This is a genomic window from Methanomicrobiales archaeon (assembly GCA_030019205.1).
In the GTDB taxonomy this organism is placed as follows: domain Archaea; phylum Halobacteriota; class Methanomicrobia; order Methanomicrobiales; family JACTUA01; genus JASEFH01.
Genome location: JASEFH010000025.1, coordinates 19,476 through 35,161, shown reverse-complemented (window position 1 = coordinate 35,161; position 15,686 = coordinate 19,476). Strand labels below are relative to the sequence as shown.

Here is a 15,686-nt window from a genome sequence, read left to right as displayed (position 1 = left end):
GGGCTCATATACCTGGCCTGTGCCCTAATGATCTGGAGGGTTTTGGGATGACCTCTTTTTATGGAGGCGCCATCCAATCCTTACATATGGTAGGGGAGCATGCAGAGAAGGGTCAACTTCTGAATGAGACCATCCGGCAGTTCCTGACCGAACTGGAGAGGACCCAGTGGAAGATCGTCCAGAGCAGGATCGGTCAGGAGTCAATAGCGCTGCGGGAGCAGGTTTCTGAGGAGAAGCAGATCCTCCGGGAGTTGCACGATCTGATCCAGCGGGAGCAGAAGCTCCTGGCACGGATGGAAGCGGTCCTGGACGTCCAGGAGAGGTGCGTCCGGAATCTGGCAAAGGAAGAGGGGGAAGAGATCGAGACCGCAACGGAGAGCGGCTTATAGGAGGGCACGGACGCTGCCATGTGGAGATTGTTACTCCCCGCAACGAGCCCCTCCCGGATCGTGAACGAGGGGATCGAGCAGTTCAACAGGAAAAATTTCGAAGAGGCCATCAGGTGCTTCTCGCAGGCCCTCGAGATGGACAGCCGCTCCGCCATCGCTGCGATCGCATGGGGGAGGAAGGGCAACTGCTATGTGAGCCTGAAGCAGTATTCCGAAGCTGTGGAGTGCTATGACCGCTCCCTCGAGATCAATCCCTCCGCCTCGAACATCTGGTACATCAAGGGGTTTGTTCTTCACCTTATCGGTAGAAGCAGCGAAGCGCTCCCCTGCCTGGAGCGGGCGATCGAGATCAACCCCGAGTACGGTGCCGCGTGGGAGTCGAAAGGGGACGTCCTGGCGACTCTCCACAAGTATGACGAGGCTCTGGCCTGTTATACCACAGCTCGCGGCCTGAACCCGGAGCACGATGAGCGGCTTGCAGAAGCGATCGCACGGTGCAGGCTCCTGCTGGAGAGCAGAGAGTGCGTCTCGAACAGCCCCGGAGACGGCCGGGATGCGGAATGTCCGCCGGAAGTCCGCAGCACGACTCGCGCACGGCATCCGAGCATGGCGCTGCCACCGAATACCGGTGACACCCTCAATGAGATACAGGCGTACGAGGAGACGGTGCGGCGATTTCTTGCCCAGATAGAAGAAACCTCATGGATTCTCTTCAGAAACCGGCTCGAACAGGACTCCACCGCGCTCAAGGACCAGATCCATGACCAGAGAGAGATGATTCGCGAACTCTCCGCCATTCTGGCCAGAGAGGAGGAGTTGATCGGGAAACTCGGCATCATCCTTGAGATCCAGTCCAACTTCATCGACAGGCTGATCCAGGAGCTGGATATACCCCCTGAGAGGCAGTCCCAGTAGTGCGCGCACGATCCCCTTCCGGCCATCACCTTCCTCCTCCGATGGGCGGAGTGGGGGATGCCTGCAGCCCTCCTGCCGGTGCACGAACGCGCCGCCCTCCCGGAAAGACTGTCCCGAATCCCTATTGGTGACGTTTCGGGGATGAGAAAAGGTATCGGTGGAGATCCGCGGGGAATGGACGCTGACGCCCCTCCCCTGGAACGGAAAGGGGGAGGGAGTTCGAATTTCATGAAAGAGGCAGCCACGTGGCTTCCCCCGCGGCATCCCGTGCGGGCGGTGGATGCTGTAGATTCCCCCGAGCGGGATCCTGGGGCTGCGATCAGCGGCGCAGGATGTCGAACGGGGCCCCTCGTACACGGAGACGGGATTTCTCCCGGTCCACCGCTTCCCCCTGTGTGTTCGTATTGCAGGTGAGGGAGCGCGGAACGTACCGCCCGTGATTCCCCCTCTATCCCCGGTGCGACAGACCGGATCGCATCCCCAATGAACCGGGACCGGATGCGTACAGCATTTGCAGGCTGTCGTCCCGGTTCCGAATTCGGATCGTGGGAGGCAAGAGACGTTCTGTATGCCCCGTACCACCTGTCCCTTCCGGGGGGGCGGCTCAGGGCTGGGAGAGGGTCGTTAAAATGGCAGCTCGTGGCGTCCCGCTCGTCCGCCACCTTCCGGGTGGTCGGATGCGGGCACGGGGAGAATTCCCGGTATGATAAATCCGATGGCAATCAGGCGGAAAAAAGGTATACTGGGGGCTCGAATTCCGGATTCATGTCCACATGCGGTTGTCGATCGGGGGGACCGGCGGGGGTTCTGCCCTGACTTTGCGAACCGCGCGGAGGAAGTCCGACTGCTCGATCGCCTGCGCATTCCTGCGCACCGCCATCATGCCGGCCTCGCGGCAGATCGCCTGGAGCTCCGCGCCCGTGGCGCGCTCTGTCCTCTTCACGATCTCCTCGAGGTTGACGTCGCTCATGCGCAGCTTCGCGGTGTGGATGCGCAGGATCTCGCGCCGACCCTCTGCGTTCGGGAGAGGAATCTCGATGATGCGGTCGAACCGCCCCGGGCGCAGCAGCGCGGGATCGAGCATGTCCAGGCGGTTGGTTGCACCCATGATGCGCACGTCGCCGCGGTTGTCGAACCCGTCCATGCCGGCCAGCAGCTGCATCAGGGTGCGCTGGACCTCCGCACTGCCGGATGTGCCGTCGTGGGTGCGCATGCTGCCGATCGCGTCGATCTCGTCGATGAAGACGATGGAGGGCGCACGCTCCCGCGCCAGCGTGAAGAGTTCGCGGACCAGCTGCGCTCCTTCACCGATGAACTTGTGAACGAGCTCGCTCCCCGACATCCGGATGAACGTCGCTTTCGCGTTGTGCGCGACCGCCTTCGCGATGAGAGTCTTCCCGGTGCCGGGCGGACCGTGGAGGAGGACGCCCTTGGGAGGCTCTACGCCGATATGACGGAAGATCTCGGGCTTTGTCAGGGGGTACTCCACGGCCTCGCGGACCTCCTCGATCTGGTCCCAGAGCCCTCCGATATTCTCGAATGTCACGTCGGGGGACTCGTCGAGCTCCATGACCCGCACCCGCGCATCGTAGATGTTGCCGATCACTTTCACGATGGAGAGTGCGTTATTCACCGCGACCTTGGTTCCGGCCTTCAGGCTCTTGTACAGCTCCTCGTTCACCTGAGTGATGTACTCCTGGTTGTTGCCCTGCTGTCGGACATACACCTCCCCGTTGCCGAGAAGATCGATCACGACCCCGACGAAGTAGGGCATTCTCTTCAGCTGGTTATTCTCCCGTTTCAGCTGGTTGATCTCCTTGTGCTGGATCTCGTTCTTCATCTTCAGGTCGAGGAGCTGGGCGGTAAGTTCCTGAAGCTGCAGTTTATATAGATCGATATCGCCACTTGTGTTGATGACGGTGTCTTCCATCCCTGTATATATTGTATCTCTAGACATTTATTAGGTGTGCTTTATGATTCTCAGAGGCAGAGGTATTGCACGGGGTACCGGAAAGGGCGCGGTGCTCGTGAGCCCGGCGCCGATATCGTTCCTATCCGGCGTCGACCCGGAATCAGGCAGGATCGTCGAAAAAGGGCACCCTCTCTTTGGAGAGACGATCGCGGGCAGGGTGCTGGTATTTAGCCACGGGAAAGGTTCGACCGTGGGTTCGTACGTGCTGTACGCTCTCAAACAGAATGGCAGGGCGCCGGCTGCGATCGTCAACGAAGAGGCAGAGCCGATCATTGCAGTGGGTGCTATCATGGCAGGGATCCCCGTCATCGATCGTCTTGAAGTATCGCTGTCACGGCTCGTGAATGGCACGCAGGCAGCGGTGGACGGCGACGCCGGCGAGATGATATACCAAGGGGAACTGACCGATTAACGGCCGAGGCTGTCCAACCGCCGTTTGATCTCTTTTCCAGGACCGTTTCATCCATCTGCGCCCTCGGGATTGGTTAGGGCGCTGAGGTGGCCCATCAGCTGTTCCGGGGAGTTGCAGCGGGCTATCTCGAAATGCGGGAAGAGTTTGAGAATCTCCGGTTTGTACTTCACGATCCGGAAGGCTCTTCCGTTCATTTTCTTCAGCTCCTTCTCCAGCCGCGGCAACAGCACCGTCTCGGGACTTTTGATCTCGACGTACAGGCACTGGTCCGGAAAAGAGGCCCGGCCCCGCCCATCGCCCCCCCTCCCCTTCTTCCCCTGGCAGTAGATGATGAACTTGTGCGTGAAGTGCTCTCGTTTGCCGCGCGGGGGGCTTCTGACTGGCGGTTGCCGGTTCGGTCTCAGGGGCAGGACGATCGTCTCCGGTCGAATATTCGATGTGATTGTATTTATCAGTTATATTATAAAAACGTTATCAATAATATATTCATATTTTATTTTTTCTAATATGATAAATAAACAAAAATCATCGATTAAATAAAAATAAATTCATAAATATAATCTATGGCAATATTAAATTATTTATTAACAAAGACTCTTTTTCTGTGCCCTCCGCTGGGGAACGGAATGCCGGGGATCCGGATGCCGACCAGTCCCTGACGAACCGGAGATACTATCATGAGAACGCACTGAAGATATCTCAGGTGCATTCACCGCTCTATGCCGTCCTCTCTAACCGTTAACTGGAGATCCATCGGCGCTGCCAGAAACACGTTTGCAGCACTATTCGCCGCCTGCGAAAGAGAAGGATACCGCCTGCATCCTGTGGACCGTCCGTCCGCGGATGTCACATGCTACAGTCTGAACTCGATCAACGAACGGGCATACAGGCGCGAGATTCGGCAGGCCCCCTGCATCACCATCGTGGGCGGCCCCCATGCCTCTGCATGCTACCGCGAGGTGGCGGAGTATGCGGATTATGTGGTTGTGGGCGAGGGAGAGCGTGCACTGCCCAGGCTCCTGTCTTGGATCGAGGCGGGAAGACAGGGGATCCCCCCGGGTGTGGCGACGGTTGACGGCTTCCACCCGGCAGAGGAGACTGTGATCCTTGATGCGTATCCTCCGTTCTCCACGGTGAAAGGCTATATCGAGATTACCCGCGGGTGCCCTCATCATTGCGCCTACTGCCAGACCCCCCGCCTCTTCGGCCGCTGCATGCGGCATCGTTCTCTCTCGTGCATCGAAACGGCGGCATCGCGCTATCAGGACATCCGGTTCGTGACCCCGAATGCACTGGCATACGGCTCCGACGGAAGGCGGCCCCGCCTCGATCGGGTCGAGAAGCTCCTCGCACGGCTGAGAGGCAACATCTACTTCGGGACTTTCCCGAGCGAAGTGCGGCCCGAGTTCGTTACCGACGAAGCGCTCGAGCTCATATCCCGCTACTGCGCAAATACGAAGATTCACTTCGGCGCACAGTCCGGCAGCGATGCGATCCTGCAGCGGCTTCGCCGCGGGCATACGACCGCAGACGTCATCCGGGCGGTGGAGCTCGCCTGCGAGCATGGATTCACTCCCGTGGTGGACTTCATCGTGGGGTTCCCGTTCGAGACCGATGCGGACCAGAGAGAGACGGAACGGCTCATTCTCTGGGCATCGCGTCATGGATTGGTGCATATCCATGCATTCACGCCCCTGCCCGGTACCCCTCTGGCAGGAACCGCTCCCCGCAGTCTGCTCAGAGAGACGGAGCGAACTCTCGGGCGGCTTGCCCTGCAGGGCAGGCTCACCGGCTCATGGAGAAGGGTGGACGATGCCCTCGAGCCGCCCCGGGATGCGGGGCGCCGATCCCGCCATGGCTCGAAGGTGCGGCACCTTCCCGGGAGCAGCCCGCTCGAGCGGTGAACGGGCTCTGCACCGCAGGAGGGCGCTCGGGAAGGGATCCTGCCGTGATTCCGCTGCATCCCGGCCGTCCCGCTACGACGGTGATCCCCTTTCCGTTCCCATGCCCTGTCAGGACCTCCGGTGGGATGGTCTGGTGCCAGTATTCCCCCTTCATTCTCGGTACGGCCAAACGCGCCGGATTCGATTCCACGCTCCGACAAGGAGCGCAGGACTTCGGGATGCTGGGGGGAGGCCTACCATCCCTGCTTGCAAGGGTGCGTTCGGGCTCTGCCGCTCACGGCACCGCTCCCATGCTCCGCTCTCCGCATCGGTGCGGCGATGGGGGATTCTGAGGCGCTGGCCCGGGGGTGCGGCAACCCGTGCTCCCGCCCGGTCGGTTCCTCGAGGGTGCCGCAGAAATGCGGGATCGGCTGCTCGCGTCACCGTGCGCCCCTTACCGGGATAGCATCGCCGGATTCGATGGACACGCCTCTTCCCTGCACCCGCCCGTACCCCTGTTCGCAGGGCGAGAAGCCTCTCATTTCCACCGGAAAGACCGATGGCAGTGCGCACGTTTCCCCCGATAACATTTTTTACGGAGCAGACGGATCATGGTACAATGACAAGAGTTCTCCTGCTCGCCGACATGCACGGCCAGTTCGGAAAGCTCGACTCTTTCCTGAGTCTCGAACCCGACCTGGTCTTCCTGGCAGGCGATATCACCCACTTTGGCCCATCCGAATCGATTCTATCTGTCGTCTCCCGTATCGATGTGCCCTGTCTTGCCATCCCCGGCAACTGCGACCCACGGGATGTACTGGATGCGCTGGACGAATCGAGCGCCGTATGCCTGCACCGCAACTCCATGACCATCGGGAACATGACCATACTCGGCATCGGGGGTTCGAATACCACCCCGTTCGATACGCCTTTCGAACTCTCCGAGGAGGAGATCGATGCGATACTGCGCACTCTCACCGAAGGCATGGAGCGGAATGTCCACAACATCCTGATCACCCATGCACCCCCCGAGGGTACGCTGGATCTGATCGATGGTAAGCACGTTGGCAGCCCTGCTATCCGGAGGTACATAAAGCATTTCGATCTGGTCTGCACCGCCCACATTCATGAACAGAGGGGCGCGATGGAGATTGAGGGTGTGAAGATCGTCAACCCCGGCGAGGGATCAAGAGGCCACTGCGCCATCCTCGAGTTCGGAAGCGAGCCGCGGGACATCTCAATACAGCTTCTGACCTTCTGATCCTTCCTACAGGTCTTTCCGGCTCTCCCCCCTTTCCGTTGCCGGAGAGGGGCGGCTCACCCGGTCTCCCCCCCAGTCGGATATTGCTCCGCAATTCAACGAGCATGAATCCGTCCGGTTCGCTAATCGAGCTCATCGGTTCAGTGCTAAAACCGGGAAGATTTTATTATTTTATTATCATACACGTCCGATAGTGCGATACAGGAATTGATGCAGCCCGTGATGGAAATGGAGAGTATATCCGAGACAATGAAGACCCGTGTATTCCGTCCTCCGTCGCCAGCGCGGCCGGTTCCCATACTGATGGACGAGATCCTGCAGGAACTGGAATCGTGCTACATCGATATGGCTGTGGCACGCGATATTGCAGCGGAGATGCAGCGCGAACTTTCCGCTGCCAGATTCCTCCTCGATGCGGGCGACCTGGAGGGCGCGAAGAAGGCGCTTGCCAGAGCCAGATCGCAGATAAAAGAGTTCGTCATCACGCTGCGGATGGTGCAGGCGTCCCGTCAGAGTTCCCTCCCCCCTTCCACGGCGCGGAATCTTCAGGCCGCCAAGCATATCCTGGAGAATGCACTCGACAATATGGTGAGGGTGCTTCCCTGATGCAGTATCAGCCCGGAGAAGCCCGGTCCCTGGCGAGTGCCAGTTCCAGGTAGGACAGCGGGACATACTCTTTGGGAAGTCCGAGCTCCTCTACCAGCCGGTTCACCCGATCCGCCGCCGACACCTCCCCGAGACCCGCCGATGCCTCGATCTCCACGAAACTGCCGAGATCCTCGACCTCGTCGAGCATGACCGTGGCCCCCGGTACCGCGTACACCTCGCGCGTCTTAACCACCTCGTGAACCGCTCTGAAGCCCAGATTCCGCAGAATCTGCTCGAACTCCCCGCCGGGCTCCACCCCGACGTTCAACTCATCGCGCACCTTGAGCCCCGAACCAGGCCGTTTCGGGCCTTTGTACGTCACGACGCAGGAACTCCCTGCGTACCGCATCCGCAACGCTTCGTCGGTCTCTCCAAAATCCCGATGCGGGGCGTTGTAGTAGACATCCCTCTCGACGGAACGCCCGGAGAGCCGCGATCCCCGGGCTTTGAGACGGGCCCGCACCGCGTCCAGGTCCGCAACCCGCACTTTTGCCTCGATCTCGAGCATGTTGATCCGAATACATTTCTGTCGTTCGATCAGCATTAAATTCTGGATGTGCGGACGGCTCGCCACCCTCCCGCCAGGGCCGTCCCGCTCCGGGGCCTCTGGGGGAGACGAATGCCAATTCGGGGCACCGCAGTCCGGGCGGCCGGAAGCGGCGACTCCGATTCCGCCTCCTGTTGTCCCACGGTCCATACCCCGCAACCGGCGCGGAGGACAGAACCAGGCTTCGGGCCGGGAACCTTTCGGGGGAAGGAGCATCCGGATCCCACCGGCCGAGGAATGGAGGGTGCGTGTTTCTCCCCGTCATTTCTCCATCTCGCATCGGGGATGTTGCGGAACGTGAAGGGCTCTTTCATTCACCGATATCGGAGTTGTTCCTCCCGGTTCGGCATGGTACGATTCTGTTTAACCGGTACCGGCCGCTTCCGCACGGAAGGGGGATGCCGAAGCCATGCCTTTCTCCTGCTGCGCCCGCCCCGAAGGACGGGGATTCGGAATCGTTGTACCGGCCGGCAGAGCAAAGAACCCGTGGATATTCTGACAACATTCCGGCACTGCTCTCCGGGCGCTGGAACCGGCTCCCTCGGGGCACGGAGGACGGCAAACCCCGATCGCCTCCGACTCGCCGCCGACTAGCCCAGTCGACCTGCCCTTCGCCGTCCCGCCACACCGCCTCCAGATATCCCGAACGGGAAACCGAACGGCGTTCCTGCAGGCGTGACGGCAGGAGACAGGTGCACGATTTCCCTGGAAACGGCCATTGCCTCGTACTCCACCTGAAGCTACCTTTAAATTGATTCATCGTGACTTAATATAGACAAGGTGAATACCAGATGCCACTGGGAGAAGGAGATTTTATCCATGTATCCTATACCGGTCGGATCGATGACAATGTATTCGATACAACGGACGAGGAGATCGCAAAAGAGGCGGGGATTCATAACCCTTCCGCCCGATACGGCCCGATCATGATCCGGCTCGGAAGCGGGCACGTGGTCGCCGGGCTCGAGGATGCCCTGATGGGCGCGGAGGTCGGCGGGGAGGGTGAAGTTGACGTTCCGCCCGAGAAGGCGTTCGGGCCTCACGACGATAGCCTCGTCGAGTCCATCCCCATAACCAACTTCAAGGAGAAGCCGTTCGTCGGGATGCAGGTGAAGCTCGAAGATCGGGAGGGCGTTGTCACCAATGTGATCGGACGGCGCGCCGTCGTCGACTTCAACAGCCCGCTCGCCGGCAAGACTGTTCACTATACCTATCGCGTCGAAGGTACCGTCGATGGGGTGGAGAATCGGGTAAAGGGCCTGATCCGGCTCTATGTCCAGCGGGACATGGACGTGGCGTTCGAGAACGGCACCGTGACAATCCATCTTCCGCCTGCCATCACGTACGATCGGCGCTGGCTCATCTGGAGGAGCCGGGTTGTCCACGAGACGTTTGAGTACCTGCCGGATGTAGCAGAGATCGTGCTGCTTGAGACCTTCAAGCGGCCCGCAAGACCCGCGGAAGAGGCCCCTGGGGCGGAAGAAGCGGGCAGGTCGCCGGCGGGGACACCGCAACAACCGCTCGAAGAATAAACCCTCTTTTTCGATGCCTGAAAGTCAGGAAGATCCTTCTTCTCGCGCGTTTCCGTTTCCTCACCGTTCCCGATCTCCTGACGATGTGGCGGGATGGCGGATGCCCTGTATCCTCGGGAGCAGGCGGGATTCCCCAATGCCATGCGCGGGACATCGCAAACGAAAGAAAATGCACGACCAGAATCCTGACGGATAATCTGCTCTGTTCCATGAACGGATTAAAAAAATGGGTATTAAAGAGCTTTCACGAGAGACTCGCGCGTCACCATGCCGATGACTCTCCCGTTCTCCGTGATGGGTATGGTGCTGATGTTGCGGGAGAGCAACATCTCCACGATCGTGGAGATGTTGCTGCTCTTCTCGGCGGAGATGATCGGGGTGCTCATGATGTCCCGCACGATCAGGTTGCGGATGCGGTGGTCCTGGTACTTCTCCTCCACCACCTCTTTGAATGCCCGCATGGCGTTTGCCACATCCGTCTCCGTGACGACACCCATGGGTTCCCCTCCTTCCACCGCCACGAACTTGTCGATCCCGTCGTCGAGCATCCTGCGGCGAAGATGCACGACCCGCTCGTCGGTCTGGATGACGCAGGCCGGGACCATCACGTCCTCGATCTCGCCGACCGGCTCGACAACGCGCAGCAGATCCCCGGCGGTCACCTGCCCCACCAGGCGGTGCTCCTCGTCCAGCACCACAACCAGCTTGTAGACCTGGAGAAGCGGGATCAGCACGTCGATGTTCTGGTCCGGATACGCGGAGGTGAAGTCGTGCTCAACGCTGTTTGCCACGTGGATGGATGTTGCTGCGATGTTGGAAGCCTGCCTTCTGCCCAGTTTGCGGGCAATGGACTTGCGGGATATCGTTCCCACGACGTCGCCGTTGTTGGTGACGATCAGGGGATCGACACCCCCATCCAGCATCTTGTCCAGCGCTTCCGTGACAAATGCCGATTTTGCGATGGTTATGGGTTTTGACATCACATCTCTGATGAGCACATCTTCGCTCATTTTGCCACCTCACGAATGATATCGTCTCGTTTCACAATTCCTCTGAGTTCGTCGTTCTCTCCGACCGCAACAACGCTCGTGATATGGTGCTGCTGCATTCGCTGAACCGCCTCGGAGAGCGGAGCGCTCACGGGCAGGGTGATGACAGGTCGGGACATCACGTCTTCGGCGACGCTGGAGACCTCAATCACGTCGCGGAACTGCTTCCTGCCACCCGGCACAGCCTTGCGGAGCAGTGTGATCTCTTTGGCGGGAACGCCGGCCTCTACCCGATCCGGGTCGTTCTGGACGAAGACGAAGAAGGCCACATTGCTCTCCGTGATGATCCCGGCGATCGATCCGTTATCGTTCACCACGATCAGCTTGTCGTGCCGTTCGCTCATGAGATCGATGACATGATCGAGCGAGTGATAGCGGGTGACCGTCATCACGTCGGTCATCAGATCGCCGACCGACAGAGGGATTCTCCGTACCGCCTCCGACTTCAGCACATCGGACTTGGTAACGATTCCGAGCACCGTCTCTCCATCCGCGACCGGCAGCCCGCTGATGTCCTCCTTCAGCATCAGCCTCGCAATCTCCTGCATGGGGGTGTTCGGGCCGATGGTGATGGGATTCCGGACCATCAGGATCTCCACCGGGATCCGATCGATGGGTCTGCGGCGCCAGACGGGTTCACTCTGCCGGAGGCGGTAGGCAATATCCTTCTTGGTCAGGATTCCGACCAGGTGCCCCTCATCCATCACCGGAACCCGGGAGATCCGGTGTTTCAGCATCAGACTCCGGGCGCGGCTGACGGGCTCATGGGGGGATACCACATACACCGGCGAGGACATCACATCCGATGCCTGCATGCTCACACCCCGGAAAACGCCTTCACCAGATCGTGCTCGGTGATGATGCCTACCAGCCGCGCGTCCTCGATGACCGGTAGCGCACCCACGCCCCTGCTGAGCATCACGGATGCGGCTTCCGAGATGGTGCGATCCGGCTCGATGGTATGGAGGTCCCCGCACACCAGAGTCCGCACCGGTAGTCCCATTACTTCCGCCACATCCCCGGTAACCAGCTTCTGGAAGATCTGGCCGTTGCCCAGGTAACGGATGATGTCCGAGCTGGTCACGATACCGAACAGGACGCCATCGGCGACCACAGGAAGGCGCCGGAACTTATGCACCAGCATCTCCCGCGTCGCCATGCCGATGGTGCTCTCCGGCGTTGTCACCCGCAGACTGCGGCTCATTGCCGCCTCGACGGGCACCATGCTGCTTTCGGAGCAGAGAATCCGCATCACATCCCGTTCCGTGACGATGCCCTCGAGGATCCCTTCGTCGTCGGTGATGGGGATCCCCCCGATCTTCTTCTCGATGATGATGCTGACAGCATCCGCGATTCGGGCATCGTTCTGGATGGTGATCACCTGCTGGGTCATGATCTCCCGGATGCTGTCGTTGATGGCAGCGAGAAGATTTCCCGCATGCTTCCTTTTCACCAGGTTGAACTTGCTCCCCCCGCCCATCAGGTCGATGATGTCACCGGCGGTCACGATTCCTCGCAGCCTGCGGGTCCCCGCATCCGTGACGGGAAGACGCCGAAATCCGCATTCCGTCATCGTTTTCACCGCCTCCAGGATGGGAATGGTGGGAGTCACGGAGATGACGTCTCTCGTGGCGACCGCCATGATCTCGCCCTCCTGGCGGGAGATACGGGTTTCGAAGTCCACCGGGCCTCGATCGAGTTTGCCCGGCATCTTCAAGAGCCTGTCAGCTTGCTTGTTCATCCGATTATTGCGGTGCATCTCAATGCTCCTTTGGACTCTCGACGACCAGCCCTTCCAGAATGTCGTGACGGTCAACGATTCCGACGATTCTCCCATCCTGGACAACGGGCATTCTGCTGATATCGTGCTTCACCAGGAGCCGGGCGGCGGCACTGATGGATTCGTCCGGTGCGACGGTGATCACGGGAGTGTTCATGAGGTTCTCCACCCGGGTATTGGTCGGCTCTCTCTCGATCTTAACGTTGATATTGCCCTCAAGGGCCCGCCGCACCCGTCCGGCGTTCAGGACATCGCGCCGGGAGATCATGCCGACCAGCACGTTGTCCTTCAATACGGGAAACGCCGTGAATCCGCTCGCCACTATGAGGTTATATACTTTTTGAACGTGCTCGTCCGCGTGGCAGGTCACGACATCCGTGCTCATGTAGTCGGATACCGTTCCCCGGAACTCGTGGCGTGCAATCAGGATCGGGAATATCTCGGAGAGCAGGATCCCGCCCATGATGCACCCCTTCTCGTCCACGACGGCAGCGCTGTCGGTCATATGGCCTCGAATCTCCCGCGCGACAGATTCCAGGCTGTCCCCCGCATGGACCATCGGGGGATCCTTCATGAATGCGGTTACTTCCACGTTCGATTTGGTCGTTGTCAGGATCAGCACGTCCGATATGTCGATATAGCCGATCAGCCTCTTCTTGTCGTCGTCCCTGACGTACGCCTCGCGGAATACGTCGTCCCGGAGGATCTGTCGGGCCTTCGTCAGGTGGTCGTGCTCGGAGAGCACCGGGACCTCCATCATGACGTCGCAGGCGACTTTCATACGAGGCGCTCCTCTTCGCGGCACGTCGGGCAGAGAATCAGCTGATCGTCCACCCGCCGCAGGTCATCGGACATGATGCCGCAACGGCTGCATACGCCCATCTCGACCGGCTCCTCGCGGTTGATCGTGATGAGCTCGGCCATGATGTCGTTCATCACCGTGGCAATCGAGAGAATGTCCCGAACGGTGACGATCCCCACGACCTTCTGCCCCTCTACGACGGGGAGTCTCCGTACGCGTTTGCTGACCATCAGATGGGCGGCATCCCCTACGGTCTTGTCGGCGCCGATCGTGATCAGAGGAGTACTCATGATCTGGCGCACGGGAACGCTGCTCGGCTTCAGGTCCTTTGCAACAACTTTGCAGTTGATATCCTCCTCTGTGACGATACCGGTTGGCATGTTGCGCTGCAGCACGATACAGCTGCCGACTTCATCACGGCACATCATCTCGGCAGCTCGTGCTACGCTGGCATCGGCATCGATGGTGGTAGCCCGCGAGCGCATCACCTCGCGTAGGGGGACGCGGGTTTCGAACTGCATTGGGCCACGTCGGTTGTTCAAGGGATCACCCCATTTCCTGTCGAACGCTGTAACACGCCGAACATTTCAGCTGTATCATACGAGTCAATTGTATAAAAGAATTCTTCTGACCTCTTCCAGAAATTTACAGATACGGGTGAATCTCGCACCGTTGCGTATATAAAATTATATTTATCCGCAATGGATATAGTGATACTGCAGATCTGGGGTGTGCGATGAGTCTCCTTATTCGAGTCAAAAAAGGATTCTCGAGGTTTTTGCGATTCTTCTTCAGGAAAAAGACATCGAGAATTGGCATTTACGGTCCTCCCAATGCCGGTAAGACCACTCTTGCCAATAGGATCGTTCGGGACTGGACAGGCGATGCTGTCGGCCCTGTGAGTGAAATCCCGCACGAGACACGCCGCGCTCGAAGAAAGGAGAACATCACGATCACCGGTGCCAACGGCAGCGCCATCACCATCGATATCGTGGATACGCCGGGAGTCACCACGAAGATCGACTACCGGGAGTTCCTGGAGTACGGTCTCGAGAAGGACGAAGCCGTCAAACGGGCTCGGGAGGCGACGGAGGGTGTAGCCGAGGCGATGCACTGGCTGCGGGAGGATATCGATGGGGTCATCTACATGCTGGACAGCACGCAGGATCCCTTCATGCAGGTTAATATCATGATGGTGGGGATCATCGAGAGCAGAAACCTGCCGGTACTCATCGTGGCGAACAAGATCGATCTGCCCGACGCCTCCCCTGCGCGGATCAAGAGCGCGTTCCCGCAGCATCCGGTCATCCCCATATCCAGCCTGGAAGGGAACAATGTCGAGCAGCTCTACGAAGCGATGACCGAATACTTTGGGTGAGGGGAATGCTGCAGGGTGTCCAGATAGACCTGATATCCGAAGACCGCCTCTCCAAGCTCACCTCGATGGAGAAGATCCGCCTCATCCTGGACGATGTGAAGGAAGGCAACATCGTCGTGCTGGAGAAGGGTCTTGCACCCGACGAGGCCAGCAAGCTGATCGAGCTGACCATGATGGAGATCCGCCCCGACGGCTTCAACGGCATCGAGATGGAGACCTACCCCGTCAGAGAGGGGGGCGAGGGGATCGGCGGGTTTCTCGGGCGGCTGTTCGGGAGGAAGGCGGAAGGGCGTCTGACGGTGATCGGGCCTGCAAGCCAGCTGAAGACCATTAAAAAGGACAGGGATATGATCAGCGCCTGGGTCTCGTCAAGGTGAAGGGGGATGCCTCACAAGTGCACCACGTGCGGGCGCGAGTTCGAGGACGGCTCCACGGAGATCCTGAAGGGCTGCCCGAGCTGCGGCGGGAAGAAGTTCCTCTACGTGCGGGAGTCCGAACGGCATCGGGACGTGCTCGAAGAGAAGCCGGTGTCCGCCCTTGCTGAAGAGGGCAGGGAAGAGGTGCTGGAGGTAAGGGGCGAGAGAGAGGCCAATTACTTCGATCGGGTCGAGAGCATCCGCATTCTGGGTCCGGGCTCCTACGAGCTGAATATCGAGAAGCTGGCGAAGAGCGACGAGGTCGTGGTGGGTATCGGTCAGGAAGGAAAATACATGGTCGACATAACCTCCATGGCCAGAAGAACTGTCGTCAGCCGCGAAAAGAGGAGAAAGGACAGATAGGGCCGGCGGGATCTCGGCTGCCGATCTCCGGATGGCCCCTTCGAGGGGGCAACGGGCTCTTTTTGAACGGGATTGGTGAACGGGTGGGATCTGACGCACTGCTCGGGGTGCTGTCCGCCCTCCTGGTTTCGCCCCCTCGATTATCGGCCGCTGCGGAGGAAAGATTGCAGACTCTTCTTCCCTCTTGGGAGAGGCTCTATCGCTCCTCGGGGAAGACCCGCCTTTTCCTCCTCCCCCCTCCGGTGCGCTGTCCTGGTGCGTTCATCCCGTGGGGCGCCGTGCTTTCGTACACGATGCAATTTCCCTCCTGTCAGGATCACAAGAGCACCCTCTGTCAGC

At 59.6% G+C, this 15,686-nt stretch carries 18 protein-coding genes; 10 read left to right on the top strand and 8 right to left on the bottom strand.

Annotated elements, in window-relative coordinates; all coding sequences use genetic code 11:
- Window positions 1–86 precede the first annotated feature (86 nt).
- Together QMC96_11695 and QMC96_11690 are read left to right on the top strand one after the other, a co-directional pair.
- Window positions 87–389, top strand: a complete 303-nt coding sequence (locus QMC96_11695) for a hypothetical protein (GenBank protein ID MDI6877422.1) — start codon at window positions 87–89, stop codon at window positions 387–389.
- A gap of 18 nt (window positions 390–407) precedes the next feature.
- On the top strand, window positions 408–1,304 hold the full coding sequence (locus QMC96_11690) for a tetratricopeptide repeat protein (GenBank protein ID MDI6877421.1): 897 nt from the start codon (window positions 408–410) through the stop codon (window positions 1,302–1,304).
- Window positions 1,305–2,067: 763 nt separating this feature from the next.
- Here QMC96_11690 and QMC96_11685 read toward each other — a convergent pair.
- Window positions 2,068–3,234 (bottom strand): proteasome-activating nucleotidase, encoded by a 1,167-nt coding sequence (locus tag QMC96_11685; GenBank protein ID MDI6877420.1) that lies wholly within the window; start codon window positions 3,232–3,234, stop codon window positions 2,068–2,070.
- Window positions 3,235–3,277: 43 nt separating this feature from the next.
- On the opposite strand from QMC96_11685, the gene QMC96_11680 reads away from it, so the two are divergent.
- A complete protein-coding gene (locus QMC96_11680; GenBank protein ID MDI6877419.1) occupies window positions 3,278–3,688 on the top strand; it encodes a DUF126 domain-containing protein in 411 nt (136 codons plus the stop codon).
- Between the two features lie 47 nt (window positions 3,689–3,735).
- Here QMC96_11680 and QMC96_11675 read toward each other — a convergent pair whose 3' ends face one another.
- Window positions 3,736–3,912 carry a hypothetical protein gene (locus QMC96_11675; GenBank protein MDI6877418.1) on the bottom strand — a complete coding sequence of 59 codons (177 nt, stop codon included), beginning with the start codon at window positions 3,910–3,912 and terminating at the stop codon, window positions 3,736–3,738.
- A gap of 495 nt (window positions 3,913–4,407) precedes the next feature.
- Between QMC96_11675 and QMC96_11670 the strand changes: the two genes are divergently transcribed.
- The 3 genes from QMC96_11670 to QMC96_11660 all read left to right on the top strand — a co-directional run bounded on the left by QMC96_11670 (window position 4,408) and on the right by QMC96_11660 (window position 7,438).
- Window positions 4,408–5,592 (top strand): TIGR04013 family B12-binding domain/radical SAM domain-containing protein, encoded by a 1,185-nt coding sequence (locus tag QMC96_11670; GenBank protein MDI6877417.1) that lies wholly within the window; start codon window positions 4,408–4,410, stop codon window positions 5,590–5,592.
- A gap of 598 nt (window positions 5,593–6,190) precedes the next feature.
- The gene (locus tag QMC96_11665) at window positions 6,191–6,832 is read left to right on the top strand and encodes a metallophosphoesterase (GenBank protein MDI6877416.1); all 642 of its coding nucleotides are present in this window, start codon (window positions 6,191–6,193) and stop codon (window positions 6,830–6,832) included.
- Between the two features lie 303 nt (window positions 6,833–7,135).
- On the top strand, window positions 7,136–7,438 hold the full coding sequence (locus QMC96_11660; protein ID MDI6877415.1) for a hypothetical protein: 303 nt from the start codon (window positions 7,136–7,138) through the stop codon (window positions 7,436–7,438).
- Window positions 7,439–7,445: 7 nt separating this feature from the next.
- On the opposite strand, the gene cyaB is transcribed toward QMC96_11660, so the two are convergent.
- Window positions 7,446–7,988, bottom strand: coding sequence for a class IV adenylate cyclase (gene cyaB, locus QMC96_11655; protein ID MDI6877414.1), 543 nt, complete (start codon window positions 7,986–7,988; stop codon window positions 7,446–7,448).
- 830 nt (window positions 7,989–8,818) lie between these two features.
- Between cyaB and QMC96_11650 the strand changes: the two genes are divergently transcribed.
- Complete coding sequence (locus QMC96_11650; GenBank protein MDI6877413.1) at window positions 8,819–9,559, top strand: FKBP-type peptidyl-prolyl cis-trans isomerase; 741 nt, start codon at window positions 8,819–8,821, stop codon at window positions 9,557–9,559.
- A gap of 233 nt (window positions 9,560–9,792) precedes the next feature.
- Here the strand turns inward: QMC96_11650 and QMC96_11645 are convergent, their stop codons facing one another.
- Genes QMC96_11645 through QMC96_11625 form a run of 5 tightly spaced genes read right to left on the bottom strand, consistent with a single transcriptional unit; the run spans window position 9,793 to window position 13,711 of the window.
- Entirely contained in the window at window positions 9,793–10,569 is a 777-nt protein-coding gene (locus QMC96_11645) for a CBS domain-containing protein (protein MDI6877412.1), read from the bottom strand.
- Window positions 10,566–11,423: a CBS domain-containing protein gene (locus tag QMC96_11640; protein ID MDI6877411.1), complete on the bottom strand. Its 858-nt coding sequence runs from the start codon at window positions 11,421–11,423 to the stop codon at window positions 10,566–10,568. The genes QMC96_11645 and QMC96_11640 overlap by 4 nt, the downstream gene beginning before the upstream one ends.
- Before the next feature lie 2 nt (window positions 11,424–11,425).
- Window positions 11,426–12,367 carry a CBS domain-containing protein gene (locus QMC96_11635; GenBank protein MDI6877410.1) on the bottom strand — a complete coding sequence of 314 codons (942 nt, stop codon included), beginning with the start codon at window positions 12,365–12,367 and terminating at the stop codon, window positions 11,426–11,428.
- A 1-nt stretch (window position 12,368) separates the two neighbouring features.
- Window positions 12,369–13,169 (bottom strand): CBS domain-containing protein, encoded by an 801-nt coding sequence (locus QMC96_11630; protein MDI6877409.1) that lies wholly within the window; start codon window positions 13,167–13,169, stop codon window positions 12,369–12,371.
- Window positions 13,166–13,711, bottom strand: a complete 546-nt coding sequence (locus QMC96_11625) for a CBS domain-containing protein (GenBank protein MDI6877408.1) — start codon at window positions 13,709–13,711, stop codon at window positions 13,166–13,168. The genes QMC96_11630 and QMC96_11625 overlap by 4 nt, the downstream gene beginning before the upstream one ends.
- Window positions 13,712–13,926: 215 nt before the next feature.
- Here QMC96_11625 and QMC96_11620 point away from each other — a divergent pair, with 215 nt between their 5' ends.
- Genes QMC96_11620 through QMC96_11610 form a run of 3 tightly spaced genes read left to right on the top strand, consistent with a single transcriptional unit; the run spans window position 13,927 to window position 15,347 of the window.
- Window positions 13,927–14,568 (top strand): Era-like GTP-binding protein, encoded by a 642-nt coding sequence (locus QMC96_11620; protein ID MDI6877407.1) that lies wholly within the window; start codon window positions 13,927–13,929, stop codon window positions 14,566–14,568.
- Between the two features lie 5 nt (window positions 14,569–14,573).
- Complete coding sequence (locus tag QMC96_11615; GenBank protein ID MDI6877406.1) at window positions 14,574–14,945, top strand: DUF2073 domain-containing protein; 372 nt, start codon at window positions 14,574–14,576, stop codon at window positions 14,943–14,945.
- A gap of 6 nt (window positions 14,946–14,951) precedes the next feature.
- Window positions 14,952–15,347, top strand: coding sequence for a Zn-ribbon domain-containing protein (locus QMC96_11610; GenBank protein ID MDI6877405.1), 396 nt, complete (start codon window positions 14,952–14,954; stop codon window positions 15,345–15,347).
- The last annotated feature ends 339 nt before the right edge of the window (window positions 15,348–15,686 follow it).

Bases quoted from the DNA above. Each gene is read 5' to 3' on its own strand.
- QMC96_11690 (MDI6877421.1), top strand. From the start codon at position 408: ATGTGGAGATTGTTACTCCCCGCAACGAGCCCCTCCCGGATCGTGAAC.
- QMC96_11645 (MDI6877412.1), bottom strand. From the start codon at position 10,569: ATGAGCGAAGATGTGCTCATCAGAGATGTGATGTCAAAACCCATAACC.
- QMC96_11680 (MDI6877419.1), top strand. From the start codon at position 3,278: ATGATTCTCAGAGGCAGAGGTATTGCACGGGGTACCGGAAAGGGCGCG.
- QMC96_11610 (MDI6877405.1), top strand. From the start codon at position 14,952: ATGCCTCACAAGTGCACCACGTGCGGGCGCGAGTTCGAGGACGGCTCC.
- QMC96_11665 (MDI6877416.1), top strand. From the start codon at position 6,191: ATGACAAGAGTTCTCCTGCTCGCCGACATGCACGGCCAGTTCGGAAAG.
- QMC96_11695 (MDI6877422.1), top strand. From the start codon at position 87: ATGGTAGGGGAGCATGCAGAGAAGGGTCAACTTCTGAATGAGACCATC.
- QMC96_11685 (MDI6877420.1), bottom strand. From the start codon at position 3,234: ATGGAAGACACCGTCATCAACACAAGTGGCGATATCGATCTATATAAA.
- QMC96_11630 (MDI6877409.1), bottom strand. From the start codon at position 13,169: ATGAAAGTCGCCTGCGACGTCATGATGGAGGTCCCGGTGCTCTCCGAG.
- QMC96_11670 (MDI6877417.1), top strand. From the start codon at position 4,408: ATGCCGTCCTCTCTAACCGTTAACTGGAGATCCATCGGCGCTGCCAGA.
- QMC96_11620 (MDI6877407.1), top strand. From the start codon at position 13,927: ATGAGTCTCCTTATTCGAGTCAAAAAAGGATTCTCGAGGTTTTTGCGA.
- QMC96_11625 (MDI6877408.1), bottom strand. From the start codon at position 13,711: ATGCAGTTCGAAACCCGCGTCCCCCTACGCGAGGTGATGCGCTCGCGG.
- QMC96_11640 (MDI6877411.1), bottom strand. From the start codon at position 11,423: ATGCAGGCATCGGATGTGATGTCCTCGCCGGTGTATGTGGTATCCCCC.
- QMC96_11615 (MDI6877406.1), top strand. From the start codon at position 14,574: ATGCTGCAGGGTGTCCAGATAGACCTGATATCCGAAGACCGCCTCTCC.
- QMC96_11635 (MDI6877410.1), bottom strand. From the start codon at position 12,367: ATGCACCGCAATAATCGGATGAACAAGCAAGCTGACAGGCTCTTGAAG.
- QMC96_11650 (MDI6877413.1), top strand. From the start codon at position 8,819: ATGCCACTGGGAGAAGGAGATTTTATCCATGTATCCTATACCGGTCGG.
- cyaB (MDI6877414.1), bottom strand. From the start codon at position 7,988: ATGCTCGAGATCGAGGCAAAAGTGCGGGTTGCGGACCTGGACGCGGTG.
- QMC96_11660 (MDI6877415.1), top strand. From the start codon at position 7,136: ATGGACGAGATCCTGCAGGAACTGGAATCGTGCTACATCGATATGGCT.